Origin of the sequence: Bifidobacterium sp. UTCIF-1 (assembly GCF_006408915.1) — a bacterium.
GTDB classification, from domain to species: domain Bacteria; phylum Actinomycetota; class Actinomycetes; order Actinomycetales; family Bifidobacteriaceae; genus Bifidobacterium; species Bifidobacterium reuteri.
In genome coordinates this window covers 1-13,782 of the sequence record NZ_JFAG01000032.1, presented here as the reverse complement: position 1 = coordinate 13,782, position 13,782 = coordinate 1, and the positions used below count along the sequence as shown (strand labels likewise).

The window sequence follows — 13,782 nt, the reverse complement described above, 5'->3', positions numbered from 1 at the left end:
ATCAAAACAATGGCTTACTGCAAGCCGTGCAGCATCAACGGTTGGACGACGCACAGGCAGCCAAGGAACATATCGGCAAGAGCGCGCTAATCCGCAAGGCGCTCGCCGCCTACCTGACAGCCAATCAGACATAGCCTGCGATGGACTGCTCCCCCGAAAACGACGAAAGCCCCGCCTCTGCCACACATTTCGGCGAAGGTCAGGACTTTCGTGTTATTCGGTCTCGGCGATGCGGACTGCTTCTCTGACTGGATGCGGTTTACCGCACTCCACTTGCCAAATCACGCCAAATCACGCCAAATCACGTCCGCCTCCCCTCGTTACCGTACCCGATGACGATTGGCAACGAACAGGACGGCAAGCCCTATGGATAGGAAGGCAGCGGCGATGCCCATCGGCGGCACCAGGTCGATGCCGGTGCCGGGCAACGGCTCTTCGGGCGGCGTCGGCTCCTCCGGCTGGCCGGGCTCCTCGGGTTCACATGGCTCCTCAGGCTTCCCGGGTTCGCAAGGTTCCTCAGGTTCACACGGCTCATCCGGTTCACAAGGTTCCTCAGGCTCACACGGCTCCTCCGGCTCACACGGCGCAGGCACCCACGTGCGCTCCCACGCATCGTCGTACCGGCTCGCGGCCGGCGTGACGCGGTCATCGCCCTCGAATTCCCAGACGAACACATACCAGCCATGGCGTTCCGCCGTGATATTCATCGGATCGCCATTGGCGTCCAAGGCACCGGCCCCGATCTTGAACGTACCGTTCCTCGCCGGAATATTCCATGTGATCAGCTTGCGATGATGCTCATCTGGGTCTGGCGTCTCGGCACCCGTCGGCTTGTACTCCTCGTCCTTGGAAGGATCGTTCTCATCGCCCGCCCACCAGACGCTGACTTGTGCATACGGGCGGTCCGCCCCGAACCCGAATGCTTCGTTGCCCGAAAACTCGCCATGATCCTCCGGGAATCCCTTCACCGTAATGGTGTCGCTCAGCTGCGAACCGACGTGTGCGGTGTGTTCGGTCACCGTAGATTCCACTTCGACACGGCTGCGGTTCGAGCTGCTTTCCTCCGCTTCAAGGAACGCGCTGCTCCAATCGCCTTTGAGATGTCCTTGCGCCTTGTCGCTTTGCTCGGATTTGCGGAACACCCACACCCAGGTGCCGAAACCGCCCGACTTCCCAGTCAGATACGGCTTATCTCCGTCCGGTTTGGTCATGGCCTGCACGCGTTCGCTCTGCCCGGCTCCGGTGAACGAAGCGCTGCCATAGGCCACCGGCGCATACCCCGCCTGTCGGATGCGCGCCAGATAGTCATCGGCGCTCTCCGCCGTCTTGGGGGCCATCATATTGTCCAGATCCCTGATGGTCAGACCATCGAAGTAATACCCCTGTGCCCTGAGCAGCAGATCATCCACCCACTGACGGTCCGCCTCGGCCACACCACTGGTCACTTCATCGAATACGGCCGCCCCGGCGTCAAGTACTTTGCCGGATACCTTGGTGCTGACCGACGGCGTGAAGTAATCCTGCACCTTGAACGTCACCGCACCACCCGGTTCGGAAACCATCGAATCAAAGCCTCGCATGTCCTGCACTGCATCCATATGCTGCATGCGCGGAATCTCATACGACACCGATGCCGACACCTCCCCCTTGCCGGTGGCTTTCCACGCGAAGCTCAACGGCTGCTCACCGGAATCGCCTGTGAGCACGGCCTCGCCATTCTTCTCGAACACGGCGGGACCGTTCAGGGTGATGGTGAACGGGACCTTTGAAATCAATCGTCCTGCACCATTCACCACGGACACCTTGACCTCGCCCCGCCGCAACCCCTCGGCATACGTGCTCTCCACGGTGGCGTTCGCCGGCGTCTTGCCTTCCGATTCCGCCCACATCTCCTCAGCCATGGCGAACACATTCGGATGCAGCGGCTCCAGATACGCCCGATGAGGCCGCCACTGCTCCTGATTGCCGAGCTTGTCCTGCACGAGAATGGCGATGGCCGCATACTGTTCGCGCGTTGCAGACCGGTACCATTTCATGAGCCACGCCAACCTGCGCACCACGGGATCGTCATCGACCCGATGCGTGGGCCCCTCCATGTAATCGGTCATGTTGCCCGCTTCGATGCAATAGAACTGTGTGTCATCCCTACCGAACGCAACGATCCCCAGATGATAATCCGTGCCATTGTAGTGGTAATTGATGCGATGCTGAGGATAGGAGAAGCCGAGCTTGTTCCCCTCGGTCTGAGTCTGTGTGACCTGCATCGTCTGTGTGGTGACCGCATGCGCGAGGGAGGGGCTCCCGACCGCCACACCGAGCAGCATCGCAAGGGCGACGAGCATCGCGCCCACAGCCAGAACGTGCGTACCTCCCTTACGCCGCGCCGGGATCCTGACCGAATGCCATGTCCGCGCCGTTTCCGTTTCCCTAGGCGTTTCTATTGCTGCCATGTTCATTCCTTTCCAAGACTGGTATCCGCCCGCTTCGTTGCGAACGGATAGACCACGAGCATGGCAGATTCGCGGCGGATACCGGCCGTTTTCCGACCTATGTGGTTCGAGCTTGCCGTTTTCGGGCGAGTTGTGGATAACTTCGGCTTCGAGTTATCCACTTCAAGCCATTTATCGAACGTTCATCCAAAAGTTGTCCACAATGCACGACAAATGATGGATTCCCCTTAAAATGGGCCGTATGGTAGTACAACATCGCGCGAATTCGCGCACATCCCATACAGAACAACCCTCCAAGGCCGAACCGGCCGCCCAGACCGTCAAGGTCTCCACGACCTCCAAGACGACGAAGTCAAAGGCGACTTCTCGCCCCAAAGCCGTCAAACCCACGACCAATGCCGTGAAGTCCGCGACCAAGCCCGCAGCAAAAACCGCAGCCAAAGCCGCCACGACCAAGGCCACCGCCGCCAAGACCACGAAGACCGCCAAAGCCACGCATAAGCGCGTCGACGCCGAAACCGCGCGCGCCAACGCTGCTCTGAAAGGCCTGGTCGGCGAGGCGCCAGCCCCCACCATCGAGGTCAAGGAGCTCGGCCAGTTCGGCCGCATCAACGTGATGGACGTCACTCCCGATGAGGAGCGCGGCATCTTCCCGGCCCGCGTGGAGCTCGGTGAACCGTTCAAGGTGACCGCACAGGTGTTCATCGAAGGACGTACCAAGGTGGGAGCTACGGCGATCGTCCGCAACGCCCGCGGCAGGGAGACGCTGCGCAGGCGCATGATGTGCACGAACCCCGGCCTCGACCGCTGGGAGGTCACGCTCAAGTGCGGTGAGCACAGCGATCTGAAACCTTGGGATGAGGGCTATGCCGCAGTCAAGCGCCAGCTCGGCGAGTGGACTGTGACTGTTGAGGGCTGGGAGGACACGTACACGTCCTGGCTGCATGACGCCCGCATCAAGGTGCGTGTGCTGGATGATGTGGACAACGCGCTGAACTCCGGCGCCGAGCTGCTGGCTCGCTGGGCGGTGACCCTGGATGCGAAGCTGACCGTGCGCGACCGCAAGACGCTGCAACAAGCCGCCGAGACCATGGCCGATGAATCGCTGACCGCCGAGGAACGTTTGGCCGCAGGCGACAATCCGCAGATCGCCGCCCTGCATGAGACCAACCCGCTGCGCGATGGTATTTCGCCGAGCCAGCCGCAACGCTTCAAGGTGGAGCGTCCGAAGTCCAGCTTCGCCGCTTGGTACCAGTTCTTCCCGCGCTCCGAAGGCGCCACCATCGACCCAGCGACCGGCAAGATCGTGCAAGGTACGCTCAAGACCTCGATCGCAGGCCTCGAACGCGCCAAGGCCGAGGGCTTCGACATCGTCTACCTTCCGCCGATCTTCCCGATTGGCGTCACCAACCGCAAGGGCCGCAACAATTCGCTGGTGGCCGGCCCTGACGATCCGGGTTCCCCGTTCGGCATCGGCTCCGCTCTGGGAGGCCACGATACGGTGGACCCGCTGCTTGGCACGATGGATGATTTCAAGGCCCTGACCGCCCGCGCCCATGAGCTCGGACTGGAAATCGCCCTTGATTTCGCGCTGCAATGCTCTCCTGATCATCCGTGGGTCAAGCAGCATCCGGATTGGTTCCGTCACAAGCCGGACGGCACCATCGCTTTCGCGGAGAATCCGCCGAAGAAGTATCAGGACATCTACCCGATTGACTTCAACGCCGACATGGAAGGCATTGAGAAGGAAGTCGAACGTGTGCTGAACCTGTGGATCGATGCGGGCGTGACCATCTTCCGCGTCGACAATCCGCACACCAAGCCAGTTCGTTTCTGGCAGGATGTGATCGCCGCCGTGACCAAGCGCCACCCGGAGGTCCTGTTCCTGGCCGAGGCGTTCACCCGTCCGGGCATGATGCGCGCCCTGAGCTATGTGGGCTTCACGCAGTCCCACTGCTACTTCCCGTGGCGCAACACCAAGGAGGAGCTGGAGGAGTATCTGCCCGTCACCAATGGCGACGACGGCTACTACCAGCACAACACCTTCTGGCCCACCACGCCGGACATCCTTACCGCCTACGTGCGCGACAACGGCATCGCCGGCCATTGCGTGCGCGCGGTGCTCGCCGCCATGGGCTCGCCGAGCTGGGGCATCTACAACGGTTTCGAACTGTTGGAGAACAAGCAGCGCCCGGGCTTCGAGGAGCAGATCGACAACGAGAAGTACGAGGTCAAGGTCCGCGACTGGTCCAAGGCCAAGAAGTACGGTGTGGCGGAAATGCTCACGGCGCTCAACAAGATCCGCCGCTCGCACCCGGCAGCGCTGAGCTATCACAACCTCACGGTGCTCGAGTCCTCCGATCCGAACGTGCTGGCGTTCGCCCGTCATACTTCGGCGGAGCTGACAGGCACCGGTCAGGCGGATACGCTGATCGTGGTGGTGAACCTCGATGGACATGACGCGCATCAGTCGATGATTCATCTGGATCTCGATAAGCTGGGCCTGCCCACCGACCGTCCGCTTGCCGTGCGCGATGAGCTGACCGGCCGGGAATTCCAGTGGGGCTGGGACAACTACGTCTCGCTCGCACCGTGGGTGGATGTGGCTCACATTCTGTCCGTGCAGTGATGATGATGCGCCCGGACGGTAGTAGTGTGTGTAACGAATAGTTTCCAAACAAGGAGATAGCACAATGGCAGAAACCTTCAACGTCGTGGTCGAGATTCCGCGCGGATCCAAGAACAAGTACGAAGTCGATCAGGAGACCGGCCGCGTCTTCCTGGACCGTGAGCTGTTCACCGCCATGGGCTACCCGGACGACTACGGATACATCGAGGGCACCCTGGGCGAGGACGGCGATCCGCTGGACGCGCTCGTGATGGTGACCAACTCCGTGTTCCCGGGCTGCGTCATTGAGTGCCGCGCCGTGGGCCTGTACCACATGGAGGACGAAGAGGGCGGCGACGACAAGGTGCTGTGCGTGCCGGCCGACGTTCGTTACGACGGCGTCAAGGACGTCAAGGACGTCAACGAGTACCACCTCGCCGAGATCAAGCACTTCTTCGAGCAGTACAAGGCCCTCGAGCCCGGCAAGGAAGTCAAGCCCGGCGACTACTGGACCGGCGCGGACGTGGCCGAGAAGGAGATCAAGGAGGCGCGTGAGCGTCTAGCGAACGCGCAGAAGTGATCTCCTTCAGCGAAGCCCGGTGGGCTTCGCGGCGGCCACGTGCGAAGGCATGACAGTGCCTGAGCCAACAATGAGCCGGCCGCAGGCCGTCCATAATTGCAGGACCGTCGCCGAGAAGGAAATCGCTGAGGCGCGTGAGCGTCTAGCCGAGGCGTCTAAGTGACAGTCCAGTGGACTGTCACTAGCCGAGGTGAGCGGCTACGCCGCGAAGGCGCGTGAAACGCGCACTCCGAAGTGATCATTTTCGATTCCCCTGCTGAGGGAATCACATTGCAGAAGGCCCCTTCGGGGGCCTTCTGTTGTATACTGACATCTCGTCTTTTCAATTAGGCGTAGGCGGCGCGTGGGAACGCTGGTCGAGGCCCATCGCTTGGAGAAAACCGGCGATGAACCTGCTATATCATCATGATTTCGATCATCATTCAAACCCTATTGATTTCCGTTTACGTGGCGATGGACGCGTTTGCCGTCTCCATTGGCAAGGGTCTGACCGTTTCCAAAGTCCGTACTCGGGACGCCATCAAAACAGCGCTCTGGTTTGGTGGCTTCCAGGCGTTGTTCCCTCTGCTCGGCTATTTCGCCGCATCCGCATTCAGCTCATACGTCACTGAATTCGATCACTGGATCATCTTCGGTCTGCTTGCGTTCATCGGCGGCAACATGGTTCATGAAGCGTTTGAGGAGCCGGACGAGAACGCCCGGGAAACACCGCAATTCGATTGGAAGCACATGCTGCCGCTGGCGGTGGCATGCAGTATCGACGCCTTCGCCGTGGGCGTGAGCCTGGCTTTCATGCAATCCAACGTGGTCTTTGCCGTGACCTGCATCGGCGTGGTCACCGGCCTGTTCTCCGCAGCAGGCCTGTATATCGGCCGCGTGTTCGGCTCCCGATGGCAGCAGCCTTCCCAGATCGCCGGCGGCGTGGTGCTGATTCTCATCGGCGTGAAAGTGCTGCTGGAGCATCTCGGCATCATCGCCTTCTAAGGAACGGCGTAGGATTGTCGCAGCACATCGTTTATCGGAGAGGTTCACATGGCCGAAATCACTCAGGAGAACTGGAAGCATAAGGCTGGCAGCATGCTGCTGACCCAGTGCACAGCATATGCGATGCTCATCGCCGCCACCGTGGTTCCCGAGCGCGGACCGATGCCGACCATTCCGCTCATCATCGCGGCCATGGTGCTCGGCGAATTCATCCTGTTCTGGCCATTCCGCGGCTCGGTGTTCGACCGGGCCATCACGATGGTCTTCGGTGCAGCCTCACTGATATTCGTGTTCGTGCCTTTCCCGGTCAGCGACATTCCCCCTCAGATGGTTAGCAGGCATGGCGAACCGCTGCCTTGGTATTCATGGGCCCTTGCCGTGGGCTTCCTGCTGGTGGTGCTCGTGGTTTTCTCGTTCGGACGCCAAATGGCCCGTAAAGAGCGCTCCCATCTGATTCGCGCACTCTCCCACGCCGTCACCTCCGGCGTGGCCGCCATCGCGGTAGCCGGCTGGTGCTTCCTGCCGACGCTGGGTGTGCTCATCAGCCGCGACGCCACTGCTGGCGGCATCGCGGTCATCATACTGATTGTGTTGGCCATCGCGCTGGCCATCGCCTCTGTGCTGTGGGTGCGCGATGCCGATCCGGATCCCACGATGCGCGCACCGTGGATAGGCACCGGCCTGCTTCCGGTGATGATGATGGGCGTGACCATCGCAGCGGCCACTCTGCTGCTCACGCACTACCTCGGCTGAGCTGCCACGCTGACTCATTGCATGCGTGATGCCCACATTCGCAACGTTATGTTCCCATTTATGAGCCAATGTCACCTAGGTGTCCCACGCAGGCGCGTACAATAAGGGGAAATCTGCGAATGACCGGTCATCAGCATCATGCCGACGCCGGTTGGCAACCGATACGCGCAATTCACTGATTGCGACAATTCACTAGGGGGGATCAGCGTGACGGATTTGACGTTGATGACTTTCGCTAACGACCCCGCAACCGTTCTACCGTCACTCGCCCTGCTTTCCCACCGCGTACGCGTGCTGCCCATGGACGCCGCGAGTCTCGTGAAAATGCCGGAGAACACGATTCTGTTTCTAGACGCACGAGACGATTTTGCCACTGCCAAGACACTGTGCAATCTCATTCATGCATCCGGCCTGTCCACGCCGATCGTGCTCGTGCTGACCGAAGGCGGCTTCACCGTGGTCAACTCCCAGTGGGGCATTGCCGACGTGGTGGTCACCAGTGCATCCCCAGCAGAGGTCGAGGGCCGTCTCCGTCTGGTTTCCGAACGCGGCAACGCACCGGCCACGTCCATGATGGGCAATGCGTCGGAACCTACCACCACCGTGGAAGACGGACAGATTCGTTCCGGCGATCTGATTGTGGACACCAATGGCTATACAGCATCCTTGCATGGCCGCCCCATCGATCTGGCATACAAGGAATTCGAGCTGCTCAAGTATCTAGTGCAGCATCCCGGCCGGGTCTTCACGCGCGCCCAACTTCTGCAGGAAGTATGGGGATACGACTATTACGGCGGCACCCGCACGGTGGATGTGCACATCCGTCGCCTGCGCGCCAAGCTTGGCGGCGAATACGAGCACCTCATCGGTACGGTGCGCAATGTGGGCTACCGCTTCGACCCGCCGGAGAACGATAAGGGCGACGCGGCTGCCCAGCAGGCCGCACGTTCCAGCACGCACAGTTCCGACTCCGCCGCCGAGTAGACGTTTGACGCCGCGCAATACCGCGAGCGCCAACGCTCTCCTATACGGCGGCACGGCGGCATAGGAAAAAGCCAGCATCATCGGCAGAAGAACCAGCATCACGATAGGAAGGCGAACGATGCGCGAAAGCAAATCGGCGCGACTGGCCCGGATGCACGCCGAATACGACATCCTGTGCCGCATCATTCCCGCTCCGGAATGCGCATTGGATTTCAACTCCCCACTGCAATTGCTGATCGCCACTGTGCTCAGCGCCCAGACCACAGACACGCGCGTCAATACCGTCACTCCGGAACTCTTCGCCACCTATCCCACTGCGGCGGCGCTGGCTGCGGCCAATCCCTCGCAGGTCGAGGACATCATCCACCCCTTGGGCTTCTATCGTTCGAAAACCCAGCATCTTCTCGGACTGGCCGCCGCCTTGGACGAACGATTCGGCGGCGAAGTGCCACAGACCATGGAGGAACTGACCAGTCTGCCCGGGGTCGGCCGCAAAACCGCGAATGTGGTGCTCGGCAACGCCTTCGGCATCCCCGGCTTCCCCGTCGATACGCATGTGATGCGCGTCACAGGCAAGTTGCGTTGGCGTTCGGACTGGCGAGCGTCCCATCCTGATCCCGTGCATATCGAACGGGAGATCACTGCATGCTTTCCGCCTGAGGATTGGACGAATCTCAGCCATCGGCTCATCCTGTTCGGCCGGGCCACATGCCATGCGCGCAAGCCTGATTGCGGGCATTGCCCTTTGGCACAGTCCTGCCCAAGTTTTGGCCTCTAAGCGGAAGCCGGCCCTTCCCGGTAGTACGTCATCATTAGACTGAAGGGCATGCGCAGCAAGCAATCACGGAAGAACAACGAGCTGGTCAGTTGGGGTGTGTTTCTGGTGGTGACCCTCGTGCTCAGCGCCCTGGTCTGGGCGGGATGGTCGGCCATCGGCCACCGGAGTGCCACGCCGTCATTGACATCGCCCGGCAAGGGTCCGGATACGGCAGTCACCATCGGCGTCAAGGACATGCCACAGTCGTTGGATATCCGTACCAACAGTTCCGACGCAGCACAGCGGCTCCTCATCGACAATGTGTATGAGACCTTGGTCACGGTGGATCAGCAGAACCAGTTGCAGCCGGGGCTTGCCACCAGTTGGAAGGTCTCCGACGATGCGCTGACATATACCTTTACCATCGCCGACGGCGTCACCTTCTCCAATGGGCATACACTAGACGGCACTGACGTAGTGTGGTCGCTGCAGCAGGCAGTGACCAAGCAGTACGCCGACGTGAGCGATCTCGGCGAGCTTGCCTCCATCACCAATCCCGACGCGCACACCGTGACGATCGCACTGACCTCACCGAATCCCACACTGCTGCGGGCGCTCTCCGGAAGACTCGGCATTGTTTATGATTCCGAAGCGGGCGATACCGATTACGCGAAACAAGCCATCGGCTCCGGCCCGTTCACCGTCAGTAAGTTCACCCCCGCTCAATCGCTGACATTGGCATACAGCGGCACCTACCATGGCACCAAGGCCAAGGTGGGCACCATCACCTTCAATCAGTATTCCGACGAGGCCAAACTCAACGAGGCACTGGCCAACGGCAGCATTGACATGGCCGCCCCCGCCACGGCATCCGTGGCCTCTGCGGCGAACGGCAAGGAGAACCTCAAGGTTAGCGAAGGCACCACCACAGACAAGGTACTGCTGGCGTTCAACAACAGCACCGATTCGATAATGTCGGACGAAAAGGTGCGTACCACCTTCCGCTATATCATCGACGCCGCTGCGATAGCCTCCTCCCAACCTGATTCCGGCGGGCTTCTGGGCGGGCCGATCAGCCCCACCGAACCCGGATACGAGGACCTGACCGGGTTGTTCCCGCATGACATGGCCCAAGGGCAGTCGATGACCAACTATTTCGGTTCCTATCTGACCACCGTGGATTTCGTGGTGACCGAGCAGTATCGCGCCATGGCGGAGGCCATCGCCCAGCAGATCGCCCAGGTGCCGCGCCCCACGGTGAACCTTGAAGTGGTGTCGGATCAGGATTACGCCAAACGCATCCAGGACGGATCATGGGAGCTGACGCTGATGAGCATGGACGGGACCGGCGACGCCGGCGAATTCGTCGACCCGAACTCCATGTTCCACTACGAGCATGCCGCAGCCGAGCAGGCGTATGCCTCCGCACGGGCTGCCACCAATGACCAGGAATACGCCGACCGGATGAAGGTGTATGCCAGGACCCTCAGCCAGGACGCGGCAAGCGACTGGCTGTATACGCGCAAATGCTTCACCGTGGCCAGCAGCAAGCTGTCCGGCTACCCCACCGCACTGATCGATACGCGCATGCCGTTGGGGAACTTGGCCAAGGCGCAATAGCGTCCGGCCACCCCTCAGCCGCAGCTCTTCACCACTTCGGCCGTCTCTTCGCGCTACCGCATTGTCCTTTGCAAAAGCGCTCGCTGAGTTCAAGTCAGCGAGCGCTTTTGCAAAGGATCGGAATGACGACAGCGGAGAAGCAATAAGGGCCTCAGAGCGGGGAGCCTGCAAGAAAGCCCCGCCTTACCTTGTCATACAACGCGCATAGACTTTGGCTTTATGACTGAAGGCAATTCCATCATCAACGCCAACCTCACCCCGCTGCCCGACAAGGTCGGCGTGGACGGTCTTGAGGACAAGTGGCGCGCCGTTTGGGATGAGAACGGCACCTACAAGTTCCAGAACACCCGTGACCGCAAGGCCGTGTACTCCATCGATACCCCGCCGCCTACCGTCTCCGGCTCCTTGCATGTGGGACATGTGTTCTCCTACACGCATACCGACGTGATCGCGCGTTACAAGCGCATGCGCGGCTACGACGTGTTCTATCCGATGGGATGGGACGACAACGGCCTGCCCACCGAGCGCCGCGTGCAGAACTACTATGGCGTGCGCGTGGACGTGACCCTGCCGTACGACCCGGACTTCAAGCCGCCGTTCGAGGGCACCACCGGCAAGAAGATCGACGCCAAGGATCAAGTGCCGATCTCCCGCAAGAACTTCATCGAACTGTGCGAACGCCTGACCGCTCAGGACGAGCAGCAGTTCGAGGCGCTGTGGCGCAAGCTGGGCCTGTCGATTGACTGGTCGCAGACCTACCACACCATCGGCGAGCACCCGCAGCGCGTGGCCCAGAAGGCCTTCCTGCGCAATCTCGCCCGCGGCGAGGCCTACCAGCAGGACGCCCCCGGTCTGTGGGACGTGACCTTCCAGACCGCAGTGGCGCAGGCTGAGCTGGAATCCCGTGAATACCCGGGCTTCTACCACAAAATCGCCTTCCGCTTCGAGGACGGCACCCCGATCTACATCGAGACCACCCGTCCCGAGCTGTTGGCCGCCTGCACATCGCTGATTGCCAACCCCGAGGACGACCGCTACAAGCAGTACTTCGGCCAGGAGGTCTACTCCCCGCTGTTCAAGGTCAAGGTGCCGATCCTGGCGCACCCGGCCGCCGAAATGGACAAGGGCGCCGGCATCGCCATGTGCTGTACGTTCGGTGATGTGACCGATGTGCAGTGGTGGCGTGACCTGAAGCTGCCCACCCGCTCCATCATCCAGCGCAACGGCCGCATCGTGATGGACACCCCGGATTGGATCACCGACCCGGCCGGCCGCGAGATCTTTGCGGAGACCGCCGGCAAGACCACGTTCTCCGCCCGCAAGGTTATTGTCGACAAGCTGCGCGAATCCGGCGACATGGACGGCGAGCCGACGCCGACCAAGCGTATGACGAACTTCTACGAGAAGGGCGACAAGCCGCTCGAAATCGTCACCTCCCGACAGTGGTATCTGAAGAACGGCGGCACCGATTCCGAGCTCAACGCCCAACTGATCGAGCGCGGCAAGGAACTCAACTTCCACCCGGACTTCATGCGTGTGCGCTACGACAACTGGGTGCACGGCCTGAACGGCGACTGGCTGATCTCCCGCCAGCGCTTCTTCGGCGTGCCGTTCCCGCTGTGGTACCCGGTGCGCGAGGATGGTTCCGCTGATTACGACCATCCGCTGACCCCGTCCGAGGATCGTCTGCCGATCGACCCGACCATCGATGTGCCGGAAGGGTATGACGCTTCGCAGCGTGATGTGCCCGGCGGCTTCACCGCCGAGAAGGACATCATGGACACCTGGGCCACCTCCTCGCTGACCCCGCAGATCGTGACGCACTGGGAGGAGCCGGACGAGGCTTCCAAGGCGCTGTTCAAGGCCACGTTCCCGATGGACCTGCGCCCGCAGGGACAGGACATCATCCGCACCTGGCTGTTCTCCACCGTGGATCGCGCGCACCTCGAGAACCATTGCCTGCCGTGGGCGCACGCCACACTGTCCGGTTGGATTCTCGACCCTGACCACAAGAAGATGTCGAAATCCAAGGGCAACGTGGTGGTGCCGAACGAGCCGATCGAGAAGTTCGGCGCGGACGCCGTGCGCTACTGGGCCGCAGCCGCCCGGCTGGGCCTCGACGCCACTTATGATGTCGGCCAGATGAAGATCGGTCGCCGTCTGGCCATCAAGCTGCTGAACGCCACCAAGTTCGCGCTGGCCATCGGCCGCGAGGATGAGAACCATCACGTGGGCACCGCCGCCACTGCCGCGTGGAACCCGGCCGACGTGACCGAGCCGCTGGATCGCGCCGCCATGGCCAAGCTGGCCCATGTGGTGCGCGTGGCCACCGAATCACTGGAGGCATACGAGCATTCCAAGGCGCTGGAAGTCATCGAAAGCTACTTCTGGCAGTTCTGCGACGACTACATCGAGCTGGTGAAGAACCGCGCTTACGGCACTCCGGACGAGAAGGGCGAGGAGCCTTCGGCCGCTGCCGTGAAGTCCGCACGCACTGCGTTGGGCTTGGGTCTGGACGCCTTCGCCCGCCTGCTCGCCCCATACCTGCCGTACGCCACCGAAGAGGTGTGGAGCTGGATGCATGCCGGCTCCGGTTCCGTGCACCGTGCCGCATGGCCGACTCCGGAGCCTTACGTGCAGGCAGCGACCGGCGTATCGCCCGAACTGCTGACCTGGGCAGGCAAGGCTGTGGAGCAGCTGCGCAAGATCAAGTCCGAGGCCAAGGTATCCATGAAGACGCCGATCCTCTCCGTGGCACTGACCGCCGCACAGGATGGTGTGGACGCCATTCACGCCGCTCTGGGAGACATCGCCCAGGCCGGCCGCGTGGTGGGCAAGTTTGACCTGGTCGCCAAGCACGTGGAGGAATCCGCTGCCGAGGATGCCGCCGAAACCGAAGTCGCCGTGTCCGCCAGCGAACTCGGAGAGCCGCCTGTTAGGCAGAAGAAGTAACAGCTTTCTTCTGCCTAACAGGCGGCCTTCGCGGCTGCCAATAGCGCAGCCGCTCACCTCGCCTACGGGAAGTTCACAGGACTTCCCGTCCCAA

Annotated in this window: 9 protein-coding genes; 8 read left to right on the top strand and 1 reads right to left on the bottom strand. The window is 61.5% G+C overall.

Going from position 1 to position 13,782, the window contains the following annotated elements:
- Positions 1–320: 320 nt before the first annotated feature.
- Positions 321–2,450 carry a cell surface protein gene (locus tag BW09_RS11005; RefSeq protein ID WP_140464156.1) on the bottom strand — a complete coding sequence of 710 codons (2,130 nt, stop codon included), beginning with the start codon at positions 2,448–2,450 and terminating at the stop codon, positions 321–323.
- Positions 2,451–3,066: 616 nt separating this feature from the next.
- Between BW09_RS11005 and BW09_RS10395 the strand changes: the two genes are divergently transcribed.
- From BW09_RS10395 to valS, 8 genes are all read left to right on the top strand, one after another.
- Positions 3,067–5,079, top strand: coding sequence for an alpha-1,4-glucan--maltose-1-phosphate maltosyltransferase (locus tag BW09_RS10395; protein ID WP_223847970.1), 2,013 nt, complete (start codon positions 3,067–3,069; stop codon positions 5,077–5,079).
- 64 nt (positions 5,080–5,143) lie between these two features.
- A complete protein-coding gene (locus BW09_RS10390; RefSeq protein WP_140464154.1) occupies positions 5,144–5,638 on the top strand; it encodes an inorganic diphosphatase in 495 nt (164 codons plus the stop codon).
- A gap of 405 nt (positions 5,639–6,043) precedes the next feature.
- A complete protein-coding gene (locus tag BW09_RS10385; protein WP_140464152.1) occupies positions 6,044–6,622 on the top strand; it encodes a manganese efflux pump MntP family protein in 579 nt (192 codons plus the stop codon).
- 48 nt (positions 6,623–6,670) lie between these two features.
- The gene (locus BW09_RS10380) at positions 6,671–7,375 is read left to right on the top strand and encodes a membrane protein (RefSeq protein WP_044089376.1); all 705 of its coding nucleotides are present in this window, start codon (positions 6,671–6,673) and stop codon (positions 7,373–7,375) included.
- A gap of 225 nt (positions 7,376–7,600) precedes the next feature.
- The gene (locus BW09_RS10375; RefSeq protein WP_044089375.1) at positions 7,601–8,359 is read left to right on the top strand and encodes a response regulator transcription factor; all 759 of its coding nucleotides are present in this window, start codon (positions 7,601–7,603) and stop codon (positions 8,357–8,359) included.
- Between the two features lie 118 nt (positions 8,360–8,477).
- Complete coding sequence (nth, locus tag BW09_RS10370; protein ID WP_044089374.1) at positions 8,478–9,137, top strand: endonuclease III; 660 nt, start codon at positions 8,478–8,480, stop codon at positions 9,135–9,137.
- Positions 9,138–9,185: 48 nt separating this feature from the next.
- Positions 9,186–10,736 carry an ABC transporter substrate-binding protein gene (locus tag BW09_RS10365; RefSeq protein ID WP_140464148.1) on the top strand — a complete coding sequence of 517 codons (1,551 nt, stop codon included), beginning with the start codon at positions 9,186–9,188 and terminating at the stop codon, positions 10,734–10,736.
- 219 nt (positions 10,737–10,955) lie between these two features.
- Positions 10,956–13,688, top strand: coding sequence for a valine--tRNA ligase (valS, locus tag BW09_RS10360; protein WP_140464146.1), 2,733 nt, complete (start codon positions 10,956–10,958; stop codon positions 13,686–13,688).
- Positions 13,689–13,782: the final 94 nt, after the last annotated feature.